The sequence below is a fragment of the Microcystis aeruginosa NIES-4325 genome (assembly GCF_008974145.1).
GTDB lineage: Bacteria > Cyanobacteriota > Cyanobacteriia > Cyanobacteriales > Microcystaceae > Microcystis > Microcystis aeruginosa_G.
The window spans coordinates 26,118-50,731 of sequence record NZ_BJKP01000013.1 but is presented as its reverse complement, the minus strand read 5'-3'; the positions used below and the strand labels follow the sequence as shown (position 1 = coordinate 50,731).

Below are 24,614 nucleotides of genomic sequence, written 5' to 3'. Positions count from 1 at the left end.
AGCTGTTAACTATCCATAGTCTTTCTCATCAACCGGATTTACAAAAACGAGAGGCAGCCTGATATAGTGAGAGGTCGGGATGATGTTTATCAAGCAATTTTTATGTTGAAAGCTGGAATCGTGGGACTGCCAAATGTGGGGAAATCGACCCTATTTAACGCTCTGGTGGCTAATGCCAAGGCCGAGGCCGCTAATTTCCCCTTTTGTACCATTGAACCGAATGTGGGTGTGGTATCCGTCCCCGATGAACGTCTGGAGGTTTTGGCTAAAATCTCTAATTCTGAGAAAATCGTGCCGACGCGGATCGAATTTGTCGATATTGCCGGATTAGTCAAGGGTGCTAGTCGGGGGGAAGGATTGGGTAATCAATTTTTGGCTAATATCCGGGAAGTGGACGCGATCGTTCATGTGGTGCGCTGTTTTGATAATGATGATATTATTCATGTTTCCGGTTCTGTGGATCCGGCCCGGGATATCGAGGTGATTAATCTAGAGTTAGCTCTAGCGGATTTGGGACAGGTGGAGAAGCGGGTGGAACGTTTACGCAAACAGGCGAAAAATAGCAAGGAAGCCGCCGAAGAATTGGCTATCCTTGAAAAAATCCTAATTTGTCTTAATGACGGTATTTCGGCGCGAAAAGTGGATTTAAGCAAAGAGGAAGAAGAATTAATTAAAAATCTCGGTTTATTGAGTCGTAAACCGATTATTTATGCCGCTAATGTGAGCGAAGATGATCTGGCCACGGGTAATGATTGGGTAGAAAGTGTCCGTCAAATTGCCCAAGAGGAACAGGCAAAAGTTGTGATCGTTTCTGCTCAAGTAGAATCGGAATTAGTGGAATTGTCGGAGGAAGAAAGAAAAGATTTTCTCGGTTCTTTAGGAGTAGAAGAAGGGGGATTAAAATCTTTAATTAAAGCTACCTACGAGTTATTAGGACTGCGTACCTATCTCACCACTGGTCCCCAAGAAACCCGCGCTTGGACGATTATTTCTGGTATGAAAGCACCCCAGGCAGCCGGAGTTATTCACTCGGATTTTGAACGGGGTTTTATTCGGGCAGAAACCGTGTCTTATGAGGATTTAGTTAATAGTGGCACGATGAGCGCAGCCAAAGAAAAAGGTTTAGTCAGAAGTGAAGGCAAGGAATACATTGTTCAAGAGGGTGATGTTTTACTATTCCGTTTTAATGTTTAGCTAAAAATAAATCAGGTGAGTGCCACCCACCTGATCAAAAGGCTGAATAATTGGCGTTGTCAATAGCGGCGTTGTCAAATTGAAAGATGCTCCAAATTTCTGTTATCAACAATCTCTCAGCTTTTTTTACTTACTTTGGTTAACATTAAACTGAATTTTTTATCTCTTGACATCCTCTAATTTATATTCTATAATCAGGTATAGTGGCAAGTTCTTGTTTAATCAAGATGGCGATTATCTCTGTCCACTAAAAGACTGGTTTGCTAGGAGTCAAGGCTAAAAATATTCTATCTATTCAACTCTGGGAAGGTTTTTCTCAACAATACAAGACGAAAATATGACCATTTTTGAACGATTGACTAATTTTGTTCACCGAGTATTTAAGACTAATTTAGAAATTTTTCTTGAAGCATTAAAGCACAGCCCTAATGCACAGGGATATGTCAGTGGTTCAATCACGGAGTTGTTGCTAAAAAAGAAACTTGAAGAAGAATATGGATTTGAAGTTAAACGAATTCGTGAAAAATGGGAAGGTAGGAAGCACCCAAATCACCATGGAGATTTTTATTTTCGCAAACCAGAATCTAATCTTTGGTATGTTGTGGAATCTAAAGGCGTAAAGTCAAATTCTGAAAAGTGGCATAAATTGTACAACTTCGAGAAATTAAAAATTTTTCTCATTGCACATTCTGGAAAAATTGATTGGATTGACCAGAATGGCAACATCGAAGAACAAGTTATCGAATGGATACATCGAGAATTGCCAAAGTTTCAAGATGAGTTTTCAACAACCATTTATGAATATGAAGAAATTCAAAACTACAACCCACAACGGGAAACGGCCAAATCACGTGCAGTACAGGCATTGAAGCATCTTTCAAGAGAAGAAGTAAATGCGTTATTTGACAGCCGCCTCAATTATGTTATGTCAAAGATTCGGGTCTTGGAAACTCACTTTGTTTCCGGCAAATCTGCTTCAAGCAACAGAACTCAAGCAACGCCTCGAAAAGATGAATTTAACGTTATTTCGATTGACATTTTTCTTCGGTATTCAGAGCATAAATTTCTTTTTGCCAACCCCCAACACCTAGAATCATCTGGTGAGGATGAAAATCACTTACAGCAAAATTACATCATGGGGTTTGTGTTTACTGATGAATCTGGCAACGCAAGATTAAGTATCACTGATGACTGGTATGAAAATCTAAATGATGTTTACCAGACATTGAAAGAGAAAGATAGTGTCAAAGAAGACGAAATGCAGGTTGATAATAGATATTTAATTACAGAAGAAGCAAATGGAGAGTTGTAACAAATGGACAGAACACAGCAGCAAACTGGAAAAATGAAAGAGCAAGGATTGTTATTTTCCGAAGATAGCCTGTTACCTGAAAAACTCCCCCAAATTCAGGAATTACGACCTTCTAACAATCTTGCAGCAGTTTTTGAAGAGTGCCATAATTATATTTACGCCAACGAAGGAATGCTCAAAGACAAGATTTTTCACGAGATGGTTAAACTAATCATCATCAAACTTCATGACGAAAAATCTGCCAAGCAATCTGTAAATTTTGGCGTTACGGCAAGTGAATATAAAGCCATCGTCGCCAATAAGTCCGATGAATTTATGTCGCGTCTTAGTCAATTATTTACCTCCATCAAAAATCATTATCGGGGATTTTTCACCGATGACACATTCAAGTTAAAACCTTTGACTCTTGCTTATATTGTAGGCAGGTTACAGTACATTAATTTAACTAAAACATCTGGCGATATAAAAGGTGAAGCCTTCCAGACTTTTGTAAATAGACACCAGCGTGGAGATAGGGGAGAATTTTTTACCCCCCACCCAATTGTACGCCTTGCGGTTGAAATGATAGACCCCAAACCAAACGAAAAAATTATAGATCCTGCTTGCGGAAGTGGTGGTTTTTTAATTCAAGCAATAAACCATGTTCGACAAAATAACCCAGAGTTTGATATAGCAACTTTTGTGCAAGAAAGTATTACAGGAATTGAATTTAATCCTGATGTCGCCCTTTCGGGAATGATTCGTTTAGTTTTTGAAGGTGGCACAGGTTCAGAAATTATCTGCACTAATGCGCTTATCGAAGATGAAAAATTAAATAATTCCTTTGATGTTATCTTGACCAATCCTCCTTTCGGAAATAAAGGCAAAGTAGAAGACCAGAAAATTCTTCAATCATATCTTCTCGCCCGGAAATGGCATAAATCAGCGTCCAATGGTTGGGAAGTTTCCCCAACCGTTTTAGCGGGTCAGTCGCCCGATATTTTATTTATTGAGAAATCTATAAAATTATTGCGGGCAGGTGGACGCATGGCGATTATTCTGCCCGATGGTTTATTACAAAATATCTCTAATGGACCGATTCGGCATTGGTTGCGCTCCCAAACAAAAATATTAGGTGTTGTTTCCATACCGCCGGAAGCTTTTGTACCCTACGGCACTGGAATCAAGACATCACTTTTGGTGGTTCAAAAATTACCAGCAAACAATGATTCTTGTTTTATGGCACAAATCAAAAAAATAGGCTATGACGTTAAAGGACAAACAATATATAAGCGCAACGAGTCGGGAGTTATAGCCCGAACAAAATCAGGTTTGCCAATAGTTGACGATGATATAGATGATATTTCTCAATCTTTTAGGTCATTTATCAATGGGGAATTTGCACAAAACAGCGATTGTATTTATACAGTTAAGAATACCCTGCTCAATTCGAGACTGGATGCCGAACATTATTTACCCAATGACCAAAAATTATTAGAACATCTGAAATCTATTGGAGCGAAACCTTTAGGTGAAATTGCCGATATTTTGAGAGATTCAGCTGATTTTCGTTTAGCTAGGGATAGTGAAATTAGATATATCGCCATTTCCGATGTTGATTATCGTACAATGCAAGTTGTTTCCCAACAAATAATTAAGGCACATGAGGCCCCATCTCGTGCAACTTATAGATTGTACAAAGGTGATATTATTACAGCAATTTCAGGAGCAAGTACGGGAACACCACGCCAAGCAACAGCCCTAATCACGGAAGATGAAGACGGAGCAATTTGCTCAAATGGATTTTCAGTATTAAGAAATATTCAGGGAGTCGAGCCTTTGTTTTTATTAGTATATATGCGAACAGACTTTTTTTTGCGTCAGATTAAAAGGTACATGACAGGTCATGCTATTCCTACTATTTTAGTAGATGATTTGTCTAAAGTTTTAGTGCCTATTCCACCCCAATCTGAACAGCAGAGAATCGCAAAAAGTATGGCTGACATTCAAGCAATTAGAAAAGAAGCGTTAAAAGCAAGTGAGAATGTTGTTAACCAAATGAGTCTTTTACTTGGCCAATTTGAGTAAGGCAAAAAGCAGGTTAAGCTTAGAACAAGTCTTAAGGTGGTTGATTTATCCCAACCTTAAGACAGGACTAGAATAGCTAGGATAAATCAACAGGGATTCTCAATTCACTTGGGAAATATGCGTCGCCATGGCCGCCGATTGTAGGATGGGGGTAGTGGTGACGGAATCCGTCGCTAGGGTAAAGAGAGGATTGGAGAGGATACCGGCCAGGGAAGTCGCCACTAGGGAGAGGACAATACCCACCTGTAGGGGACGCATTCCGGTAAGAGTCCAATTGATAGCCGGGTAATTTTTCACCGCATCGGACATCTCTTGGGGTTCCTTGACCACCATCATTTTGACCACACGGATATAGTAGTAAATCGAGGCCACACTGGTGACTAAACCAACGAGGACGAGGGCATAAAGTCCCGCTTGCCAACCGGCCCAGAATAGATAAATCTTACCAAAGAAGCCCGCTAGAGGCGGAATTCCCCCCAAAGAGAGCAGACAGATGCTTAAACAGAGGGTTAGGAGCGGATCTTTCTGGTAGAGTCCCGAATACTCAGCAATTTGATCGGTTCCGGTCCTGAGGGCAAAGAGAATCACACAGGCAAAAGCCCCTAGGTTCATGAACAGGTAAATTAACAGATAGAAAATCATGCTAGAGTAACCCGCGTCAGTACCAGCAGTTAAACCAATCATGACAAAACCCGCCTGACCGATCGAGGAATAGGCTAACATCCGTTTCATGCTAGTTTGGGCCAAGGCGACCACGTTGCCGAGGATCATACTCAAAATTGCTAGAGCGATAAAGATAAACCGCCATTGTTCGCTGACTAGACCGAAAACCGTGACTAATAGGCGAATTGCTAGGGCAAAACCGGCCGCTTTGGAACCCACCGAGAGGAAAGCCACCACGGGAGTGGGTGAACCTTCGTACACATCAGGAGTCCACTGGTGAAAGGGAACCGCCGAAATTTTGAAAGCGATACCGGCAATCACAAACACTAATGCGATCGCCAAGGCTAAGGACTGACCACCGTTAACATCGGTTAATTTTTGGGCAATGGCACTTAAACTGGTTTCACCTCCGGATAAACCGTAGAGAAGGGAAACACCATAGAGGAAAATGGCTGAACTAGAAGCTCCAATTAACAGGTATTTTAAGGCGGCCTCGTTCGATCGAGGATCCCGCTTCATGTAACCAGTCATTAGATAGGAGGAAATACTGAGCATTTCTAGGGAGATGAAGATCATCACCAATTCACTAGCGCCGGATAGGAACATTCCCCCGATAGTCGCAGTGAGCATAATGGCTAAAAATTCCGCCAGGGAGGTTCCCGCTTGTTCCACATAACGCACAGACATCAGCACTGTGGAGGCGGTAGAAAGGGCAATAATCGCCCTAAAGACGATACTGAGATTATCGCCCTCAAAAGCCCCTAGAAAGGACACTGGTTTCGGATTGTCCCAGGTAAAATAGAGCGCGACCACGGCAGCGAGCAGACCAGCGATCGCAGCGTAGGGCAGCCAACTTCTGGCACTCCGTCCCACGATTAAATCGCCGATTAAAATCACCATCAGGGTAATAATCAGGATTCCTTCGGGCCAGATAACGCCGGCGTTTAGCTGACTGGCAACAAGACTAGAAAAATCCATATTGATTGAGGTTAAAGGAATTTGAAGTTAAAAAAGGCTTAATACAAGCTTAGGGCATTTCATCAGTGATTCAGTGATCAGTTATCAGTTATCAGTGATCAGATGTGAGTTTTCACTGCACTGATCGCCTCTATCGGGTTAAAATATCGAAAAAATCAGATAAATTTGAGATAATCTTAGCTTTTATGGGTATTGTAGTTGTCTCTTGTCTTTTTTATCTTCCTGTCTCGGAGTCTCCTCAGCTAAGGGAAAATCTTTGATTTTTGCAGCAGAGCTAATTTCTGATGATGACAACTTGTCACCGAGATGTATCCAAGTTAACAGGGAAAAAGTGAAAACTCAGGAAATCATGACATAGACTGGCATCGTTAGTTGTCATTGAAGGATTCTGGTAGAATCAGGCTAGGGGAAACACCCAGAAAATCACCTGTTTTCGAGCCATCCGCTTGATTTTGTTGTTGAAAAACTTTCTAGTTCGCTCCATCCTTTTCCTTTAGCGATCGCTTGAATGAGTAACGAAACCTATCTCAATCATCCCACTTTCGGTCTATTATATAGAGTGTGTATATTAGAAGAACATCAGGAATTATTTACCACTCTTTATGCCCAACGTCTTTTTTTTCTGGTGACGGTGGGAACCAAAAAAGTCTCGTTCGATCCGATTAGTCGTTCCGATGCTCGTCTTTTAGTGGAAAACCGGCTGCGAAATTTGCGACGGGGCAGTAATGTGCAAGAATTTAACAGTCTCAACCAAACTTATCAACAAACCTTTTCAGTCTAGTTCATGACGATCGCTAGTCGTATCGAGTCAATCCGTCTCACCCTCCCCCCCTCCACGCGCCTGATTGCCGTCAGTAAACAGGTATCGAGCGATTATATCCGTCAAGCTTACCGAGCAGGAGTGAGAGACTTTGCTGAAAGTAAGCTACAGGAAGCAATCTCGAAGCAGCAAGAACTAAAAGACCTCCCAGATATTTCTTGGCACTTTATCGGGCATCTACAGGCAAATAAAGCCCGCAAAGTCCTAGAATCTTTTGATTTAATCCATTCCCTCGATAGTTTAAAATTAGCCCAAAGACTCGATCGCCTAGCTGGGGAATTAGAGATGAATCCCCAAGTTTTGCTACAGGTGAAAGTTGTCCCCGATCCCGATAAGTTCGGTTGGGACAGGGCCGAACTCCTAGCAGATATTCCCGATTTAGTCAACTGTCAACAGCTAAAAATTCAAGGTTTGATGACAATTCTGCCCTGGGGATTATCGGCTGGGGAAAAGTTAGCCGCCTTTGAAAAAACCAGCGATTTAGCCCAAATCATCGAGAATAGCTCTAGTTTATGCCTGCATCATCTATCCATGGGGATGTCTAACGATTATCCTCTGGCCGTCAAGGCCGGAGCCACTTTGATCCGGGTGGGAACTGGCATCTTTGGTGAGCGCATTTACTGAACCATCTCCCTAAATTTACAGAAAAAACCCCTATAAATTTTAATTATTGGTGATAATATATCTTAAAATTACAGCGTCTGGTCTAGAAACTGGTGGTTAAAAATGGGGAATTGACTTCTTCCCAATCCCTGAAAAGTATCCCCTGATAACTGATAACTGAAAAAAGGGAACTAACCGCTGCCTCCAGACGACTAAAATGACGAACCCTTAACAAAATAGTTCCCCTGTACCAAATTAGAGCGAAAATTGTTAAAATCCCCTGCTCACTCCGACTCTAGCCAAGACCACCTAAAAAAATCTTTTGAAGGACATTAGACTGTGAACAACATTTTTACCAAACTCAAAGATTTTGTCGGTATCTCCGAACAACCGGAAGACGAAGACGAAACCGACTACGAAGAAATGAACTGGGAAAAGTCTTCCCCCCAAGATAGGGATCAAAACGAAGAAGAAGAACCCCTTAATCGTCGTCAACGCGAACCTTTAAATCTCAATACAGCCACATCTATGGGACCCAACAGAAGTAACGTCATTGGTATGCCAGGTATTAACAACAATAATGCAGAAGTAGTCGTGATCGAGCCCCATTCCTTTGAGGAAATGCCCCAAGTTATCCAAACCCTGAGGGAACGCAAATCGGTGGTTTTAAACCTCAACGTCATGGATCCCGAAGAGGCACAAAGAGCCGTGGATTTTGTCGCCGGTGGCACTTATGCAATTGATGGTCATCAAGAACGCATCGGTGAGAGTATTTTCCTATTTACCCCCAGCTGCGTTAAAGTCAGCACCCTTTCCGGAACTATTCACGATATCACCGACAACCCGAAAATGACTCGTCCCGTTTCTACCGCACCTGCTTGGGGTGCTGAAATCAATCGATTAGCTCAATGAATTCTCCCATAGTCCTCTCGTCAAGTTTGTCGAAGCTAGAAATCGAGCGATTGCTCGAGAGGATGTATTTTTTCTGGGTAAGACCAATAGATCTGCCTTTTTTCCTTTTTACTTTTTACTTTTAATAATACTGTGTCTATTCGTTTAGGAATTATTGGTGGTGGAGTGATGGCTGAGGCCATTATCAGCCGTTTATTAAAAAAAAATATTTATAGTCCCGAAACTGTGTTAGTCAGTGAACCCCAACCCCAACGGCGCAACTTTTGGGTTAATACCTACGGAGTACAAGTCAGCGAGGATAACCGGGAAGCCGCTAGAGCAACTGAGGTGTTAATCTTAGCGGTAAAACCGCAAATTTTAGAGCAAGTAGTGAATAGTTTGCTAGGAATACCCGAAAAACCCCTAATTATCTCGATTTTAGCGGGAGTTACCCTCAATCGCTTAGAAATGGGCTTTCCCGATCGCCCCGTAATCCGGACGATGCCCAATACCCCGGCCACGGTGGGACAAGGGGTTACAGCGATCGCATCTGGTCGTCATGCGGAACCGGAACATCTAGCCGTAGCCAGAGATATTTTTGCTGCGGTCGGTTCGGTGGTGGAAGTTCCCGAAGCTTTGATGGACGCAGTAACGGGATTATCGGGATCGGGTCCGGCATTTGTGGCCCTAATGGTGGAAGCTTTAAGCGATGGTGGTGTGGCGGCTGGATTACCGCGAGCGATTGCGTCTCAATTGGCCATAGAAACAGTTTTAGGGACGGCAACCCTATTAAAAGAATCGGCCATACATCCGGGGGAATTAAAGGATCGCGTCACTAGCCCCGGGGGAACCACGATTGCCGGGGTGAGACAATTAGAAAAAGGCTCTTTTCGCTCGACAATTATCGAGGCAGTAGTGGCGGCCTATCATAGATCTAAAGATTTAGGGCGTAGTTCCGAAAAGTAAACCTTTTCGCCAGAGAAATACACCGTAACCCAATAGCGTTAGGAAAGCAGACAAAGCGGTCGCCGTGCCAGCGATCAGGGCATTTGTCCAACCGTAGGATAGCTGTAGGATATAACTACCCTGTGCTAACTTGACCAGTATAGTTCCATCCTTGCCCATTTCTAGGGGTTGGGGTTGACCGTTAACGGTTAACTGCCAAGCGGGATAATAATAAAGACGGACTCGCAGGATGGCAGGTTCTTGGACTTCTACCTTTAATTTTCGGTGATAACTTCCCCAATGTTCGACTTTCACTTGCCCCTGACCACTAACCAGGGAAAATCGCGGTTCTCCAATTTGGGGAACTGGAAGGGGCGTATTGGCAGTGAAAGTTAAGGGTAGTCCCGAATCGGAATATCTTTCCCGGACAAAATCTGGATAATTGCCCGATACTGGTAAGAAGGGGCGGTACTCGGGAACGTCGATCAGTTTATCTGAGAAGGGATCATTAAGAATAGTTTCTATCCAAGGACGGATAAAGACTTTGCCTTTGCCACCACTATGAAGGGTAGGATAAGCATAAGTGTCTTTGAGGCCAGAACGTAGGTTAAAAAGAATAATCAGGGTAATGAGAGTTAAGCCCAAGAATTTCCAGAAATAACCTCCTCGCTGCAGTCCATCAATAGCCACACTGCACAGATAAGCGCCGGCGAAGAATAATAATGACAGTATCCTGTAGGGAGTTTCTAGCTTTTGCAGTGGTGAAATCGATTGCCAAATCCAATTTGACCCCGCACTGACCAAGAATAAAACCACTAACATTACTGCTACGGCGTAGATAATATTTCTTTTTTGCGCTGCTGATGACCTCTGGCTCAGATAGGCGATGGGAGCGAGAGTAAACAAACAGAATAACTGCAAAAAAAGTTGATTACGAAAGTTTTCAGTCAATAAATCTAAGAAATTGATATAATTACCCGAAAAGGTAAAGATGTAATTGATGTTGGTGAAGGGCTGCTCTAAAACTGCCGGCAGTAGGTAAAAAGCGGCCATCGCCAAACCTAAAGCCATAAATGTAAGAGTGACAAAAACTTGTCCGAAAGAATACCGTCGCCACAAAGATAAAGTATACAAACCTCCAGCGATCGCATAAATGAGCAAACTGGGTGTATGGGTTAAAGCGACCAGCATCCAAAAGCAAGCCAGAATAATCCGCCATTGCGGCTGCTGAATCGCCCTATCAATCACAAATAGACCGATAGGAATCCAAATTAAGGCAAATAGACTCGCTAACCCTCCACCATTGAGGAGACCGAAGACAAAGGGAGAGGTCATGTAAAAAACAGCACCTCCGAAAGCTGCTAAGGGATGCCACTGACTGCGACCATAGAGATAAAAGGCACTTCCGATCAGAAAAATCCCCAAAGAAAAAACCGTGCTAATCGCTTGTTCGCTATTGAGTCCAATTAGTTTGAAAAAAGAGGCAATGTAATAGACGAGAGGTGGATAGAACACAAAGGTGGGACTACCGTAACCGAAGTTGGTTCCTGCTAACCAGCGAGGATAGAAAATACCTTCTCTAATCTGTTCGGAAAAATGCTGAATCCAAGTAATATGCCAACGTAAATCGCCCAATCCATTTAGTCCATGACGGATCATGCGAGAATTAATGACAATTGTTGCCAGTAAAATTAAAACAATTGCCCCTACATCCCACCAATAGGTCGGTAAAAAAGGGGTTTTGCCAAACAATCGCCATTCCGATTTATATCCATTAGTCGGCATAATTTCATTCTCTTAAGCTTTGTTTATGTTATGCTTTGGTTTCCTAAAAGTCAAGAAAGGGCTCTTCTTGACTTTGTGTGATAATTTTTGCTTATAAAATCGTGAAATCTTTACTGGGAAACACTTTTAGGACTATTTTGTTAAATAAACTATCAGTATAGACCTCGTTTCCACACAGAAACCAGAAGAGCCAAGAAAGCTATGGTCTGTAGTTAACGATAACTTTCAGCCTTGTCTTAACGTTTTTTATTCCTCCCTTTTCGAGAACGTTTATAGGCCGATCCGATCCAATCACTACAACTATGACTCATCGCCCCTAATTCTAAACCCAGGAAAATAGCGATCGCTACCTGGGGATACTGTTGCCATAATGCGATCACTTGCTGCGGCCACTGTCGCCAATCCCAGTCTATACCCCAGAAACTTTGCAGGATCGGAATGATGACGATCGCCGCTAGTAAAAGAAAACTACCCAGATAAAATAACCGAAAGACCGTGCCGATCAATAAACCGTGGGATAACCAACCGCGATGACGGATCATAGAACGATAGGGTAGCCACAACCAGCGCAGATAACCCCAACGTTTGTACTGTACCGAGTGGATGTCCAGATCTGGCCCAAACAGGAATCCGCTAAACAAATAACTGGCCAAGAGTAACAGGGTTAATTTACCACTGCCACTGACCAAAAAACTCGCCCCCGCAATCGGTGGCAGCAGAATTAGGGTAATGCGATCGTGAGTTCGACCAGAGGGCATCGGAAAAAAATTAACTCGCTCAAAAAAATAATATACTTTTTTGAAAATATATGTTATGCTTAGGAAGTACAAAATTAATCCGGGCGTTTAGCTCAGTGGTAGAGCGCCTGCCTTACAAGCAGGATGCCGTAAGTTCGACCCTTACAACGCCCATTTGTTCCAGTCTTTGCTCGTCAAGCTTTCACTCCCGATCACCGGTTGAGATTAAAACTATTGAGGGGAATTGCTGCTGGCAGGCAAAATTGGGACTATTTGGTAGTAAGCTAGTTAGTAGGTACTAGGATTAATTCATCGCGGCACAGCGGTTATATGGCCAATTGGAAATGTATTAAAAATTGTGGAGCTTGTTGTCAACTCAATCCCGATGAGCGTCCTGACTTAGAAGAATATCTTACTCCCCCACAATTAAGTCAATATCTAAGCATGGTGGGGGAAGAAGGTTGGTGTATATACTTCGATCGCCAAACCCGTCTCTGTACCATTTATGACCAGAGACCAGAATTTTGTCGTGTTCAACCCGATATTTTTGCCAAAATGTATCAAATTGAACTGGGAGAATTTGAGCAATTTGCGATCGATTGCTGTCATCAACACATTGAGGATCTTTATGGGGAAGATAGCCTAGAAATAAATAGCTATCGTCAGCAAGTAGGCTAAGATTTACCCCTATCCCAGAAATAACTCAGACGGAGAGGAAAACAAGTGGTCTGGTTATTGTCCCGATCCTCTCCATAGCTAAACCGGTAAAATTACGGAATTGATTGTTTCCCTGTTGAGGATAAGTCTATAGCAAACTCAAAACCTCTAGAGGTGCAGAGTTTGAGTTCAGGACAGGGAAACACTATCATGGAAAAACCAGAAAAACAGCGCCGCAGACGCGGGGTTATCCTCACCCCTAGGGGACTAGAAAAATTACTTACTGCTAAACAAGAAGCGGAATATCGGGATAATTGCGGTCATCGTTTCACCCTAGAAGTTCTCAGCGAGAAAACTCTTTTAGGGGTAGATACTCTGATGAAGGTATTTGCTTGTGAATCGGGAGTGGATAAACAAACCCTAAAACATTGTTTTCAAGCTTTTAATTTAACTTTAGAAAATAGCGATTATTATCGTCCTAACTTACCAGAAACTGATACTATTAATCCTCAACTATTGCCTGAGTTCCCAGAGGGACAAGTCCCCCTCAATTCCCCCTTTTATATTAACAGAAATAATCTAGAACAGACTTGTTATCAAGAGATCTTGCGCGGAGGCAGTCTTATCTGGATTAACGCAGCCAGAAAAATGGGAAAAACTTCCCTGATAACCAGAATTATTAATTATGCAGAACAACAGCAATACCATACACTTTATTTCAGTTTTCGATTAGCAGAAAGCTCAATTTTTCAAGATTTAAATCACTGGTTGCGTTGGCTTTGTGTTAGTATTAGTCGCCAGTTAGATTTAGACAATCATCTCCCAGAGGATTGGGATGAATTCTTAGGGGGTAAAATTAACTGTAAAATCTATCTAGAAAAGCATATTCTCTCCCATCTCGATCGCCCTTTAGTGATTGCATTTGATGATCTTGAATATCTTTTACCCTATCCACAGCTAAGGGAAGAATTTTTTAGTATTCTGCACCTCTGGCACGAGGAAGGCAAAAACAAACCCCTCTGGCAAAAATTACGTTTAATTGTTGCCTATTCTCCTGCACAGGAGCTTGATCAAACCTCAGATACCTATCAATCTCTTTTTAGTCTTGGTTTACCGATCGAATTGCCTAATTTTACCAGCGCACAAGTACGAGAATTAAGCCAAAGACAGGGATTAGATCATAATTTTGACTCTGAAAAATTACGGATATTTCTAGGGGGTAATCCCTATTTAATTCGTCTTGCTTGTTATCATATTGATCGGGGTGATTGTACCCTAGAAACCATTCTAGCTAATTCGATCGGCGAAGAAAATAATATTTTTGCAGATCATCTTAAACGTTTACTTTCGCATCTGCAATACTTAAAGGGCAATTTAGCGGCTATCTTTGCTAAGGTGGTGATGGCAGAAAAAGACATAGAAATTGATTTAATTGCCGCTTTTCACCTAGAAAGTCTCGGACTGATTCACCGACAAGGTAAGTTTTGCCGAGTGAGTTGTCCTCTCTATCGTCAATATTTTGGCGAATATTTCCGGCAACGTTCTGTTTTTTTGCCTCGAAAAACTTCTATCTTAGCCAAAAAAATTACGCTTGCTCACTTTGATACTTCCGAAAAAAGTCGCTATGCCATGTAATTTATAGTCCGTTAGGCGCTCGGCTAACACAGCCTAGGAGTGCTAAAGTTATCACCATAAACATCCTCAAGGAAAATCAACTCGGTGCGGACAATCCTGCCGCAATCTCTTCTTTGGCTTTCCGTGCTGCTGCGACTAGATTATTCTTCGTCTGTTTAAACGACTGATCCCATCGTTTTTCTTCTTCAATTTCTGCAATATAAGCTCGAACATACTCTACTAACTGCTCTTGAAGCTCATCAGGCAGAGACTCAACCATCTTGATGATCGTGGTAATAGCAGGAGAGGGCATGGTATCTATCAGCGCAGTAGGTTTTCTCTATTCTACAACGTCCACCGCAAACCCAAAATGATATGATCTTTGTTTCCTCTGTGTCTGGAGTGGTTTTTATTAATGAGCCTTGCTCAAAACCAAACAATTTATAATTCAAGAGCGAGGTATTTATGGGTAAAGAAGAAGAAATACTTGAACAATGGCGAGAACTGACACCGGAAAAGCAACAAAAAGTTTTACAATTTGTTCAAACCCTGAAATCTAAGTCAGAAACAACAGCACCAATTAATTAGGAGTCTAACCCATGAGCGGCCCCACCATCGAAACCGATTTAGGAAAAATCCTAGACCAGATTAATCAGAATCTTAAAGAGACCAATCAGAAGCTAGACGCGCTCCAGAAAGATGTCACAGAGATCAAGATTGTTCAAGTCAGATTCGAGGCCGAAGTCAAGGGAGATCTCAAGGCATTACAGGGAGAATTCAACACCTTACAAGGTGATTTAAAAGAGATTAAAGGCTCCCAGAAAGCCCAAATTTGGGCATTAATCACCATCTTGGCAACAGCAGTTATCGGAACTGTCATCCGCTTTGTCATCACTGTTCCCCCTGTTAGCAACCCCTAACTCCCACTGCCGCGGAACAGGCTTCTGTTTCCTGTTTGATATTCAGGTACAATTAATCATATAATCGGTGCGTTACGGCGGATTGTTAATTTTGCTTTTTTGACGGGATTTGTAACCGCCTAATCCACCCTACACTTTACTAATTCTTAAGATTCCCATAGTTCACCCACTTCAAAAATTTGGGAGGCTTGAAAAAATGTCAAAAAGATGGTCGCGCCGTAAAGTTTTAAAACAGTTGGGGTTAGTTACAGCCGGGAGTGTCGCTAGTGTTGTTTCTTCATGTCAGTCTATTACTCAATTTCGTCCTCAACCGATAAATCTAACTCCATTTACAGAGAAACTACCCAAGGGAGTAACACTGGAGATGGTAGGCTTACCAGCAGGTCAATTTCTCATGGGATCTCCTGATAGTGATCCCGATGCTAAAAGTGATGAAAAGCCTCAACACCAAGTTAAAGTAAACGGTTTTGCGATTGGTAAATATCCAGTGACTCAGGCACTATATGAAGCGGTAATGGGAACCAATCCCTCTCGGTTTCAAAACAATCCGCAAAATCCGGTAGAAAGGGTTAGTTGGAACAATGCTCAAGCTTTTTGTCAAAAATTGAGTCAAATAACTGGGAAAACCTATCGCCTACCGACAGAAGCGGAATGGGAATATGCTTGTCGTGCGGGGACAACCACTCGCTATTATTTTGGTGATGATGCTAATCAGTTAGGAGATTACGCTTGCTATGTAGGAAATTCTCAGCAGACAACTCATCCTGTAGGACAGAAAAAGCCCAATGCTTGGGAACTGTATGATATGAGTGGCAATGTTTGGGAATGGTGCGAAGACAATTGGCATGATAGCTATGAGAATGCACCAAGGGATGGCAGTGCTTGGCTAAGAAATGATAATAATTATTACATAGTGCGCGGCGGTTCTTGGGACTTCAACCCTTATTACTGTCGTTCTGCCAGCCGCATCAGGTTTAGCCCTGGCTCCTACCGCAACGACCGCGGTTTTCGGGTGGTGAGCGGTGCTGGGAGGACTCTGTAACCCTTTTCCCCTTTTTACCCTTTTTTACTTTTTCCAATTTTTCCTGCCGCTAGTAGCTTGTAGGGTGTGTGTTTGCGCGTATTTAAAGGAAATTTGTTAATAATTAAATTATGATTGCGCCGTAACGCACCATCTTAAGAAAATTGGTGCGTTATGCTATTACTAACGCACCCGACAAGAGCCGCTACTGTGTCTGGAGTGGTTTTTATTATGATTATTTAACTGCTGCCGAATATCCCCCCGTTTAATAGTGTGATTAACTTCCAATCGAACCTTAAAAACCCACTTCTCAGTTCCTACTCTCCTTTATATCAAAGTTTACCTGATAAATATCCTCTAATTTCTTAAGCTATAATTAAAGCTCAATAGCTTTAACCAGAGGCGAGGATTGTCTTTTTCTAGCCAGCTTTGGGAGTTTTTTAACCATTGGGGAAACCAGGAACCAAAAAGCAGATTTTTGACTCCATCAAGGCTAAAATCGAGATAGGAACCCAACCAACGAATTAAATCCTGACTGCCGGCCATTTCTGCTATCCATAACAGTAAAGCGGGGTTTTTTCTGGCCGCTTTAATTGCTAAACGGCTAAAGGTCAACCAATCGGTTTTATCCTTAATAAAAGTTTCGGAAACCTGCGGAGGTTCGTCGGCCAATAAACCGAAGAATGTGTTTAACATGGCGTTAATTCTTTGGGGTGGTAAGGTTTTTCCAGTGGGAACCATCATTCCTTTAGAAAATAACCAAGTTACCGCCACATTACTTTGATAGGCCCGCACATTTTCTAGGTCTTTAGCTGTTAGTAAATCGTGTTTCAAGGCCATATCAAGAAGATGGGTTAATCGCTCTAAATTACGCACCAAAGAACCGAATCCAGTAAAGATTAAGGGTGATTGCAGGGAGGCGGCATCACCGATGGCTAAAATGCGATCAAAGGAGACAATTCGATCTTTTTTGCCTGTGCTAAAATGACCAGGTATATAACCAAAGGTTGGTTTTTTCCAAGTTAATTTTTCTGGTTCACACTGTCGATATTCGGGCAAAATAGTAAAGAAATCTTCGTACATTTCCAACAGAGAACCAGGGTTATCGGGATGGACTTGATGATAGTGGAATAGATAGAAGGTTAATTCTTTTCCTTCCCCCGGAAATAATTCCCAAATTAATTGCCTACCTTTAGAAATATCGCCATGGGAATTTAAGACATCGCCATAGTGAGAATCCCACACCAGAGGATCGAATCCTTCTACTACTGCTCCCACCGTCGGACAGACACTATCAAAGGCGCGCACTCCGTTTAATTGCCAAGCGATGGGAGAGGCGGAACCCATAGCATCAATTAATAAACGGCCTTTTATCTGTTGAATTTCTCCGCTATGATTAAGGGTGACAGTAACACTATTGGCGGTAATATCAGCCTTGATAAATTCCGTTTGATCGAGAATTTTACCGTCATGATCCTGTATTTTTTTACCGCAGGAGCGGAGCAATTTATCAGAATTAATGGCGATGTTTAAAACCGTAGGAGTATGGAGAATCTCCGCCTTCAAATGGGGGGGGTTATTACCATCAAAAAACTTATTAAAGCCATCGATGTATTCTTGGAAGATTAATTCCTCGAATTCTTCGGCAGTAAATAGACCTAAATTAATTAAACTTTGAAACTCCGATCGAGAGATATTCCATTCCCGATTCATCCGTCCGAAAGGCAGTCTTTCTACTAAGAGGACTCGATAACCTAATTTGGCCATCTGTGCCGCATGAATTGCCCCCAAGGCACCACCAATATAAATTAAGTCGTAGGCGATGGGATGATCATTTTCCTCGCTGCTAGAGAAAATTACCGGCTGCGGTTGTTGGGGATTTTTGGCACTGTCGCGCCAACGTTTTTCCCACCAATACAAACGTTCTAAATCCGCCTCCCCTTGCGGCATTTTGCGGAAGTAGTGAACCGTTAGGGGATAGTCCGCTTCTAAATCTGTAAAAATTGAGTGATTTTTTTGATCGATATTTGGTATCGTGCTAAACTCCAGCGGAAAACGCTTTTGTAAAGCTCGATCGAGCTGCCGAGTCAGGGATGTTTCTTGATCATGCGATCGCTCACCCCAGCGGAAAACTTTTAAATAAGTAGTCCTTTGCAGCGTCCAGACAAAGATCGATAATTCGATCGCCTCCGATAAGCGCAATCTCACCCCGTTAGGTGTATTTGTCTTGACACCGTTTGCGGGTTGCCAATCGGATTGTAACCACTGACAAACGGCGATCGAGTCAGGAGTCGGAATTTCTCTGTAAAGGATTTCTCTCATCTTGATTTAGTTATTACACCCACAAATACCCAAAAGTACCAAGTCAAAAATGGTCTGATTACGCTAGACTACACAGAAAGTTTTCTGAAAAAAGTTTAAAAAACTTTACATACCTAGATTAATACAAAGCCTACCCCATCTGATTATGAATTATCCCATCCCGACTACCCCCGAAGAAATTGCCGCCCTCCGACAGCGTCCCGTCGATGAGGAGATGATCGCTGCCGTGATTGCGGGAATTATTAGAATGGCCCGCGCCCAGGGTCAATCTCTCGATGATCTGACAGAAGAAATTCTCGCAGAAGACCCGATTTTAGATCAAGTGCAACGACGTTGGTTAAGTCAGCTTTTGACTAATGCTTGGCAAAATTTAGCTGGATGGGTGTAATTGAGCGATGGAATGGCTGACAATCACTCTCGCTAGTGTTTTGACCCTGTTAACCCCCGCAGGGGCAATTATCGATACGGTTTTAGCCCATACCCTTCGCTCCCAAGTCCAAAAAGTGGAACAATTAGCCGTGAGAGTCGATAATACTCCCAATTATCAGGCTCTGCAAGGCAAAATCGATCGAGTTCGCATTTCAGCAAGGGGAGTTTATCCCCTTGCTGATGTTCGCCTTGAGAAGATCGAGCTAGAAACAGAGCCAATTAGCCTAGATCTGCGGCGATTACAGCAAAAAAACGCCAATTTAGCCGCCGCCTTGCGCCGACCGGCTGCGGGGGCATTGCATCTTGTCCTCACGGAAACTAATGTTAATCAAGCTTTACAATCGGCAGCGGTCAAAGAACAAATTCAGACCCTGATTAATAATCTGATTCCCTCTAGGGAAGAATTGGGTATCACAAAATATCAACTTAGTCAAGCAAATTTTAACTTTCTTAATAATAATCGAGTCGCTCTCAGCCTGCAGCTAGAGACCCAACGGCCAGACGAACCGGCAGCCCGCCTCGATCTGAGCTTAGAAGTGGGATTTAAGCTAGTGCAGGGGCGAAAAATCGAGCTTATTGACCCCACAGCCACTCTTAATGGTCGTCGCATCTCCTCGCGCCTTCTCAAAGGGTTTGCCGAGGGTATATCCACCCAGTTAGACTTAAAAAACTTCGAGAAACAAGGAATTATCGCCCGCCTTCTACAATTGCAGATCAACGATGATAAGCTGAGTATAGCCGCCTTTGGCAGAATTGAACCTCGATCGGGGAACCCCAATTAAATTTAACGGTCAGAAAAGAGGAGATGTTTCAGTAATCAGTAATCAGTGAAAAGAAAACTGCTATTTAATACTGCTCACTTAAAACTAAAATCTGATAAGTACCTAAGCAAAATTAATTACACATTTCGATAGAGCTTTTGCCTTTTGCCTCTTGCCTATCTTCACTAGGAAATTTATTCTGCACGACTACTTAAATAACTGATAACTGAATTATGCCTAGTTCTCGCTCTAGTGATAAAATCTCTTTGCCTTGGATAATTGGTATCGGACTCGCTTTATTTACTGCCGGTGGGGCCACTGCTTGGTTTGCCGTCCATCACCTATCTTCCCCTCAGAAAACCAGCGAAAACCCGATTGAATCTCCTACTCCGGTGCCGATAAGTCAATCACCAATTGTTGAACCGGTTTCTCCCGGTCCAGTGAAGACAAGTCCGACAGCAACTCCTGCAGCTATTCCTGTTAGGGAAAATCGACAGGTTTATTGGTTAAAAGTGACTGATACGGGTAATCAATTAGTCACCCAAGAAATTACCGTTCAAAAAGCGAATAGCGGCGGGGGAGAGTTAACAGCAGTATTGCAAACTCTATTAGCTGGTCCCAGTAATTCTCAGGATATGACTACTATTCCTCCTGGCACTAAATTACTTGATTTAAAAGTAGATAAAACGGGAATTAAGATTAATCTCTCGCGCGAGTTTGGCACTGATGATGGTCCTGATATGTTGATCGGTCGTTTGGCACAAATCATCTATACGACTACTACCGAGGATCCCAATGCTAAAGTCTGGATTCAAGTGGAAGGAAAACCCCTAGAATTATTAGGAGAAGGCCACGGTATTGAAGTTGCTCAACCGATGACTCGTAAGTTTTTTGAGGAGAATTACCAGTTTTAAGTTGTCGGCGCATTTAAATTGTTTGTTGCGATAGCCAATTGAACTTAACTAGATGAATTAGTGGGGGGATAGGGAAAAAAAATCGGATAGGGAATTTTAATTCCTTCTTGCTGATAGCGTCGGTGTAGGAGTTTAATAAATTCGTGTTTAATGGTGAGATGTTGAAAAAATTCTTCTTCTACCACCTTGAGATAAACTGTTAGCACAATGCTATAGTAATCGAATTTATGATAAAGGATCAAGGGTTTATAGTTACCGAGGTGAGGTTGCAATAACTGGGCGATTTCTTGCATAACTTCTAGGGTAACTTTTTCGACTTTTTCTAAGTCACTATCGTAACTAATGCCCACTTCCACGGGAACCAGTAGGGAGTTATCCGGTAAACTATAGTTACGGAAACTAGAAGAAATGATCTGAGCATTGGGAATAACTAAAAGATTATTGGTAATTTCTTCGATGACTGTGCATCTTAAATCCACATCTCGCACATAACCAGCTTCTCCCGTTCTCAGTTCAATATAATCTCCTGGTTTAACTTTTTTAGAAGTGATAATATTAATCCCTGACATTAAATTAGCTAGGGTATTTTGGAGAGCTAAACCGAGGGAAACACCCCCAATACCAAAGGCAGTAAGCATCGGAGTGATCGAAATGCCAATCGAGCTTAAAATAATCAAAAAACCGCAGCTAAAAATCAGAACTTTGGCGAGAAATTCAAATAGGGAAGTTAGGGAAGAAATACCATCATCTCCCGTGGCATAAACTCGTAATATTTCCACGGATAATTGAGCAACAACCCAAGTAGCCGAAGCTAAAAAAGCCACTAGCAGAAATTTTTGGCTCAGGAGAATTAGGGAGGGAAAGAGGGGAAGATTGGGAAGGGAGAGGGCAATATTTAACCCCAAAAGTCCGAACCAAAGTATGCTTAATCCACGAAGGGAACGTAAAACCCCTTCCGAGAAACGCAGGTTTTTTTCTCTGGCGATCGATAAAAGTTGACTGACAACGCGCTTTTCTACGAGCCATCCCAACAGCAGGAAACTGAGGACGATGGTGATAGGTAGGATAACATAGGGCCAATCTTCCAGTCTGGTTAATAGGTTCATTGCTAGAGGGTTAGAAAAAGATGCACTTGTGCCTTATATTACTCCCCATTTCTCTATCTCTAGCAGGGGCAGTGGAATTTTGGGGCAAAAAGTTGCAAAATGTAAAGAGAAACTCATCTTTTCTTCGGCAGCTTTCGTGAATAGTCAGTTAGTTAAACCAAAATTCGGGATTTATCGATTCTTAATGGTTATAATCGTGGTTTTGTTCCTGATTAGCACCTTTTTAATCACCTTTCATCTGGCTAAGATGTCGGATCCCTACATTAAAGAGGTGTTATCCCTACAAGGTAATGTCAGTCGCGGTTACGAAATCTTTCAAATTAACTGTGCTGCTTGTCACGGTCAGTTTGCTGATGGCATCATCGGACCTAGTTTAGAGGACGTTTCCCATCGCAAATCGAGAATTAGTCTGATTGAACAGGTAATTAGTGGGAAAACCCCGCCAATGCCGAAATTTCAGCCCGATCCTCAAGCTATGGCCGATTTATTGGTTTATTTAGAAAATCTTTCAAAAAACTGACTCTTGGCTGACATTGATGGTAAGCTAAGAGTCATTTAAACTGGGTGGAGAGTGGGAAGTCGGGGAATGGGGGAATTTCAACTAAAACCCCAAAACCCTAACACCCAACCCCTGACCGACTGATAAATTTTACTTATATAGAAAAATTTTGCTTCTGTTTGGGTACGTTAGTAGGGACACTTAACCATAAATACTTATGTCTTGGCATTCCCAAGTTGAACCGGCAATTATCCAAGGGGATTTCTGGCAAGTTAGCCAATTTTATCAAGAATTAATAGAAAAGGAACCCTTAGAAATTGGTTATTATTGGTATTTAGGATTAGCCTATCTTTTGGAAGCTAGGGAAGAAGAAGCACAAACTACTTGGTTATTCGTCCTCAGTCAAGGGGATGAACAGGAAGTGACTGCGTGGACAGCAGATTTAGTCAATATTTTAGATGGGGAAGCGCGCAGACAATTAGACTTAGGCAATTTAGAAACCAGTTGGTTAATTCGAGGACATATTCGCGAGATTAGTCCCGATAATATTGATAATTTACTGCGGTTTATTTTATTAGCAATTGATTTGAATTATTTCGAGCAGGAGCAGTTAAAAGCTTGGTTATTTGGTGATGTGTTAAAAACAAATAATTTCCAGAGTCTAGAGTTAAGTTTATTAGCAGAAGTTTTAGAACAATTTCTCGATTATCAGATACCAGAAACTGTCCCTTACTTAGAGGCAATATTTCAATCTAACTGTCAGCGACCAACTTTCATCAAAGTAGTAGAAGCTAAAGTAAATTCTCTAGCGATGAATAATAAACCATTGGCTATTGATATTATTAATACTTGTTTAGCAGTAGAACCAGGACAAATTTATCTGTTAGCTGAACTTTATCAATGTTATTTTGATAATCTAGATTTTCCCGCTGCTATCCAAGTCGCTAATCAATTAAAAACAAGTTGTCAAGGGTTGCCTTCTCAAGCTGTCGCTGATTATATTGCTCTTTATGTCAAATTATTCAGTGGTAATTGGATCGATATTAAGACAGATATTGAAGAATATGCAGAATCCTTGCAAAAAAGTATCGCTAATCGAGAATGTCCCAGATTTTTGGAGAAACCATCCCTAACAATTTTATCTGCTCTAGTTTACCTAGAAGATAACCCCAAAAAAAACCGTTACATTAATAATTGTATTGGTCAACTTTTTCAGGAGTATGTTCGCAATAACTCTAACTATAATTACTATCAAAAATCGACTATTAAAGATACCAATAAAGTTCTTAAAATTGGCTATATTGCCCATACATTATATAATCATTCTATCGGATTAATCTCTAGGTGGTTAATGAAGTATCATGACTATAATGAATTTCATGTCTCTTTATACCTAGTATCTCAAAAAGAAGATATGATCACTGAAAATGATTTTAAAAATAAGGTCAATGCTTGCTATAACTTACAGAAAAATTCTCTACTAATTGCTGAAAAAATTAGTCAAGATAACATTGATATTTTGGTAGATTTAGACAGCATCACTGATAATACAACTTGTCAAGTCATGGCACTAAAACCCGCACCAATACAAGTGACTTGGTTAGGTTTTGATGCGTCAGGAATTCCCGCAATTGATTACTATCTTGCTGATAATTACGTTTTACCAGCAGATGCACAGGAATATTACCGAGAAAAAATTTGGCGCTTACCCAATTCCTATATTTCCGTGGATGGTGTCGAGGTTGCTTACCCTTCTCTCCGAAGGGATGATTTAGGGATTCCCGAGGATGCAATTAATTACTTAACCGTACAAACGGGGGTAAAACGTAACCCTGAAACTATTCGACTTCAGCTACAAGTTTTAAAAGCAGTTCCTAATAGTTATTTGAGTATTCAAGGGTTAAGTGATGCTAAATCAGTGGAAAAATTATTTTTCAAAGTTGCCGAGGAAGAAGGAATTAATTATGAGAGATTAAAAATCTTACCCCTTTATCCCACAGGAATTTATCGGGCAAATTTAAGAATAGCTGATGTGGTTTTAGATACCTATCCTTTCACGGGAGGAATGACGACTTTAGATGTGCTGTGGATGGGGATTCCTTTAGTTACAAAAGTTGGTCAGCAATGGTCATCGAGAAATAGTTATACTTTAATGATTAATGCAGGAATTAGTGAGGGTATTGCTTGGAGTGATGAGGAGTATATCGATTGGGGAATAAAATTAGGAATGGATGAACAATTGAGACGCAAAGTTATCGCTAAATTAGATGAATCTAGAAAAACTTCACCGATTTGGAATGCACGTCAGTTTACTAAAAATGTAGAAATTGCCTATCGTCAAATGTGGCAAATATATTGTGAAAGTTAATTAAGGAG

22 protein-coding genes, 1 tRNA gene and 1 pseudogene are annotated in these 24,614 nt (G+C 41.7%); 18 read left to right on the top strand and 6 right to left on the bottom strand.

Annotated elements, in window-relative coordinates; genetic code table 11:
- Positions 1-102: 102 nt before the first annotated feature.
- The 3 genes from ychF (at position 103) to MiAbW_RS09330 (ending at position 4,573) form a co-directional block, all read left to right on the top strand.
- Positions 103-1,194, top strand: coding sequence for a redox-regulated ATPase YchF (gene ychF / locus MiAbW_RS09340; RefSeq protein WP_151695899.1), 1,092 nt, complete (start codon positions 103-105; stop codon positions 1,192-1,194).
- 337 nt (positions 1,195-1,531) lie between these two features.
- Positions 1,532-2,506: a hypothetical protein gene (locus tag MiAbW_RS09335; RefSeq protein WP_002734555.1), complete on the top strand. Its 975-nt coding sequence runs from the start codon at positions 1,532-1,534 to the stop codon at positions 2,504-2,506.
- A 33-nt stretch (positions 2,507-2,539) separates the two neighbouring features.
- Positions 2,540-4,573, top strand: a complete 2,034-nt coding sequence (locus MiAbW_RS09330; RefSeq protein ID WP_151695947.1) for an N-6 DNA methylase — start codon at positions 2,540-2,542, stop codon at positions 4,571-4,573.
- A 99-nt stretch (positions 4,574-4,672) separates the two neighbouring features.
- On the opposite strand, the gene MiAbW_RS09325 is transcribed toward MiAbW_RS09330, so the two are convergent.
- Complete coding sequence (locus MiAbW_RS09325; protein WP_151695898.1) at positions 4,673-6,214, bottom strand: NAD(P)H-quinone oxidoreductase subunit N; 1,542 nt, start codon at positions 6,212-6,214, stop codon at positions 4,673-4,675.
- A gap of 508 nt (positions 6,215-6,722) precedes the next feature.
- Here MiAbW_RS09325 and pipX point away from each other — a divergent pair.
- From pipX to proC, 4 genes are all read left to right on the top strand, one after another.
- Complete coding sequence (gene pipX / locus MiAbW_RS09320) at positions 6,723-6,995, top strand: transcriptional coactivator PipX (RefSeq protein ID WP_151695897.1); 273 nt, start codon at positions 6,723-6,725, stop codon at positions 6,993-6,995.
- 3 nt (positions 6,996-6,998) lie between these two features.
- The gene (locus MiAbW_RS09315; protein WP_151695896.1) at positions 6,999-7,658 is read left to right on the top strand and encodes a YggS family pyridoxal phosphate-dependent enzyme; all 660 of its coding nucleotides are present in this window, start codon (positions 6,999-7,001) and stop codon (positions 7,656-7,658) included.
- A 318-nt stretch (positions 7,659-7,976) separates the two neighbouring features.
- Positions 7,977-8,549, top strand: coding sequence for a cell division protein SepF (locus tag MiAbW_RS09310; RefSeq protein ID WP_151695895.1), 573 nt, complete (start codon positions 7,977-7,979; stop codon positions 8,547-8,549).
- Positions 8,550-8,681: 132 nt separating this feature from the next.
- Positions 8,682-9,494, top strand: coding sequence for a pyrroline-5-carboxylate reductase (gene proC / locus MiAbW_RS09305; protein WP_151695894.1), 813 nt, complete (start codon positions 8,682-8,684; stop codon positions 9,492-9,494).
- Here the strand turns inward: proC and MiAbW_RS09300 are convergent.
- Positions 9,471-11,258, bottom strand: coding sequence for a 6-pyruvoyl-tetrahydropterin synthase-related protein (locus tag MiAbW_RS09300; protein ID WP_151695893.1), 1,788 nt, complete (start codon positions 11,256-11,258; stop codon positions 9,471-9,473). The two genes, proC and MiAbW_RS09300, sit on opposite strands and share 24 nt — an antisense overlap.
- A 236-nt stretch (positions 11,259-11,494) precedes the next feature.
- Positions 11,495-12,016: a metal-binding protein gene (locus MiAbW_RS09295; RefSeq protein WP_151695892.1), complete on the bottom strand. Its 522-nt coding sequence runs from the start codon at positions 12,014-12,016 to the stop codon at positions 11,495-11,497.
- An 81-nt stretch (positions 12,017-12,097) separates the two neighbouring features.
- Between MiAbW_RS09295 and MiAbW_RS09290 the strand changes: the two genes are divergently transcribed.
- From MiAbW_RS09290 to MiAbW_RS09280, 3 genes are all read left to right on the top strand, one after another.
- Positions 12,098-12,169: transfer RNA gene (locus tag MiAbW_RS09290), tRNA-Val, on the top strand.
- Positions 12,170-12,325: 156 nt separating this feature from the next.
- Positions 12,326-12,673, top strand: coding sequence for a YkgJ family cysteine cluster protein (locus MiAbW_RS09285; RefSeq protein ID WP_151695891.1), 348 nt, complete (start codon positions 12,326-12,328; stop codon positions 12,671-12,673).
- 189 nt (positions 12,674-12,862) lie between these two features.
- Entirely contained in the window at positions 12,863-14,287 is a 1,425-nt protein-coding gene (locus MiAbW_RS09280; RefSeq protein ID WP_151695890.1) for an AAA-like domain-containing protein, read from the top strand.
- A gap of 76 nt (positions 14,288-14,363) precedes the next feature.
- Here MiAbW_RS09280 and MiAbW_RS09275 read toward each other — a convergent pair whose 3' ends face one another.
- A complete protein-coding gene (locus MiAbW_RS09275; protein WP_002762940.1) occupies positions 14,364-14,579 on the bottom strand; it encodes a hypothetical protein in 216 nt (71 codons plus the stop codon).
- 152 nt (positions 14,580-14,731) lie between these two features.
- Between MiAbW_RS09275 and MiAbW_RS20435 the strand changes: the two genes are divergently transcribed.
- From MiAbW_RS20435 to MiAbW_RS09265, 3 genes and pseudogenes are all read left to right on the top strand, one after another.
- Positions 14,732-14,854 carry a hypothetical protein gene (locus MiAbW_RS20435; protein WP_016514863.1) on the top strand — a complete coding sequence of 41 codons (123 nt, stop codon included), beginning with the start codon at positions 14,732-14,734 and terminating at the stop codon, positions 14,852-14,854.
- An 11-nt stretch (positions 14,855-14,865) separates the two neighbouring features.
- The gene (locus MiAbW_RS09270) at positions 14,866-15,186 is read left to right on the top strand and encodes a hemolysin XhlA family protein (protein WP_072926669.1); all 321 of its coding nucleotides are present in this window, start codon (positions 14,866-14,868) and stop codon (positions 15,184-15,186) included.
- Positions 15,187-15,502: 316 nt separating this feature from the next.
- A pseudogene (locus MiAbW_RS09265) lies at positions 15,503-16,228 on the top strand (formylglycine-generating enzyme family protein); the annotation flags it as partial.
- A gap of 336 nt (positions 16,229-16,564) precedes the next feature.
- Here MiAbW_RS09265 and MiAbW_RS09260 read toward each other — a convergent pair.
- Positions 16,565-18,529 (bottom strand): flavin-dependent dehydrogenase, encoded by a 1,965-nt coding sequence (locus tag MiAbW_RS09260; protein WP_151695888.1) that lies wholly within the window; start codon positions 18,527-18,529, stop codon positions 16,565-16,567.
- A 145-nt stretch (positions 18,530-18,674) separates the two neighbouring features.
- On the opposite strand from MiAbW_RS09260, the gene MiAbW_RS09255 reads away from it, so the two are divergent.
- The 3 genes from MiAbW_RS09255 (at position 18,675) to MiAbW_RS09245 (ending at position 20,633) form a co-directional block, all read left to right on the top strand.
- On the top strand, positions 18,675-18,917 hold the full coding sequence (locus MiAbW_RS09255; protein ID WP_002763591.1) for a hypothetical protein: 243 nt from the start codon (positions 18,675-18,677) through the stop codon (positions 18,915-18,917).
- A 7-nt stretch (positions 18,918-18,924) separates the two neighbouring features.
- A complete protein-coding gene (locus tag MiAbW_RS09250; protein ID WP_151695887.1) occupies positions 18,925-19,740 on the top strand; it encodes an LmeA family phospholipid-binding protein in 816 nt (271 codons plus the stop codon).
- 212 nt (positions 19,741-19,952) lie between these two features.
- A complete protein-coding gene (locus tag MiAbW_RS09245) occupies positions 19,953-20,633 on the top strand; it encodes a GerMN domain-containing protein (RefSeq protein ID WP_151695886.1) in 681 nt (226 codons plus the stop codon).
- 44 nt (positions 20,634-20,677) lie between these two features.
- On the opposite strand, the gene MiAbW_RS09240 is transcribed toward MiAbW_RS09245, so the two are convergent.
- On the bottom strand, positions 20,678-21,739 hold the full coding sequence (locus MiAbW_RS09240; protein ID WP_151695885.1) for a mechanosensitive ion channel family protein: 1,062 nt from the start codon (positions 21,737-21,739) through the stop codon (positions 20,678-20,680).
- Positions 21,740-21,923: 184 nt separating this feature from the next.
- Between MiAbW_RS09240 and MiAbW_RS09235 the strand changes: the two genes are divergently transcribed.
- Positions 21,924-22,259 (top strand): c-type cytochrome, encoded by a 336-nt coding sequence (locus MiAbW_RS09235; protein ID WP_151695884.1) that lies wholly within the window; start codon positions 21,924-21,926, stop codon positions 22,257-22,259.
- Positions 22,260-22,455: 196 nt separating this feature from the next.
- Positions 22,456-24,606, top strand: a complete 2,151-nt coding sequence (locus MiAbW_RS09230) for an O-linked N-acetylglucosamine transferase, SPINDLY family protein (protein WP_151695883.1) — start codon at positions 22,456-22,458, stop codon at positions 24,604-24,606.
- Positions 24,607-24,614: the final 8 nt, after the last annotated feature.

Excerpts from the sequence above, each read along its gene's own strand:
- ychF (WP_151695899.1), top strand. The coding sequence starts at position 103 with ATGTTGAAAGCTGGAATCGTGGGACTGCCAAATGTGGGGAAATCGACC.
- MiAbW_RS09335 (WP_002734555.1), top strand. The coding sequence starts at position 1,532 with ATGACCATTTTTGAACGATTGACTAATTTTGTTCACCGAGTATTTAAG.
- MiAbW_RS09330 (WP_151695947.1), top strand. The coding sequence starts at position 2,540 with ATGAAAGAGCAAGGATTGTTATTTTCCGAAGATAGCCTGTTACCTGAA.
- MiAbW_RS09325 (WP_151695898.1), bottom strand. The coding sequence starts at position 6,214 with ATGGATTTTTCTAGTCTTGTTGCCAGTCAGCTAAACGCCGGCGTTATC.
- pipX (WP_151695897.1), top strand. The coding sequence starts at position 6,723 with ATGAGTAACGAAACCTATCTCAATCATCCCACTTTCGGTCTATTATAT.
- MiAbW_RS09315 (WP_151695896.1), top strand. The coding sequence starts at position 6,999 with ATGACGATCGCTAGTCGTATCGAGTCAATCCGTCTCACCCTCCCCCCC.
- MiAbW_RS09300 (WP_151695893.1), bottom strand. The coding sequence starts at position 11,258 with ATGCCGACTAATGGATATAAATCGGAATGGCGATTGTTTGGCAAAACC.
- MiAbW_RS09295 (WP_151695892.1), bottom strand. The coding sequence starts at position 12,016 with ATGCCCTCTGGTCGAACTCACGATCGCATTACCCTAATTCTGCTGCCA.
- MiAbW_RS09285 (WP_151695891.1), top strand. The coding sequence starts at position 12,326 with ATGGCCAATTGGAAATGTATTAAAAATTGTGGAGCTTGTTGTCAACTC.
- MiAbW_RS09280 (WP_151695890.1), top strand. The coding sequence starts at position 12,863 with ATGGAAAAACCAGAAAAACAGCGCCGCAGACGCGGGGTTATCCTCACC.
- MiAbW_RS09275 (WP_002762940.1), bottom strand. The coding sequence starts at position 14,579 with ATGCCCTCTCCTGCTATTACCACGATCATCAAGATGGTTGAGTCTCTG.
- MiAbW_RS20435 (WP_016514863.1), top strand. The coding sequence starts at position 14,732 with ATGGGTAAAGAAGAAGAAATACTTGAACAATGGCGAGAACTGACACCG.
- MiAbW_RS09270 (WP_072926669.1), top strand. The coding sequence starts at position 14,866 with ATGAGCGGCCCCACCATCGAAACCGATTTAGGAAAAATCCTAGACCAG.
- MiAbW_RS09260 (WP_151695888.1), bottom strand. The coding sequence starts at position 18,529 with ATGAGAGAAATCCTTTACAGAGAAATTCCGACTCCTGACTCGATCGCC.
- MiAbW_RS09255 (WP_002763591.1), top strand. The coding sequence starts at position 18,675 with ATGAATTATCCCATCCCGACTACCCCCGAAGAAATTGCCGCCCTCCGA.
- MiAbW_RS09250 (WP_151695887.1), top strand. The coding sequence starts at position 18,925 with ATGGAATGGCTGACAATCACTCTCGCTAGTGTTTTGACCCTGTTAACC.
- MiAbW_RS09245 (WP_151695886.1), top strand. The coding sequence starts at position 19,953 with ATGCCTAGTTCTCGCTCTAGTGATAAAATCTCTTTGCCTTGGATAATT.
- MiAbW_RS09240 (WP_151695885.1), bottom strand. The coding sequence starts at position 21,739 with ATGAACCTATTAACCAGACTGGAAGATTGGCCCTATGTTATCCTACCT.
- MiAbW_RS09235 (WP_151695884.1), top strand. The coding sequence starts at position 21,924 with ATGGTTATAATCGTGGTTTTGTTCCTGATTAGCACCTTTTTAATCACC.
- MiAbW_RS09230 (WP_151695883.1), top strand. The coding sequence starts at position 22,456 with ATGTCTTGGCATTCCCAAGTTGAACCGGCAATTATCCAAGGGGATTTC.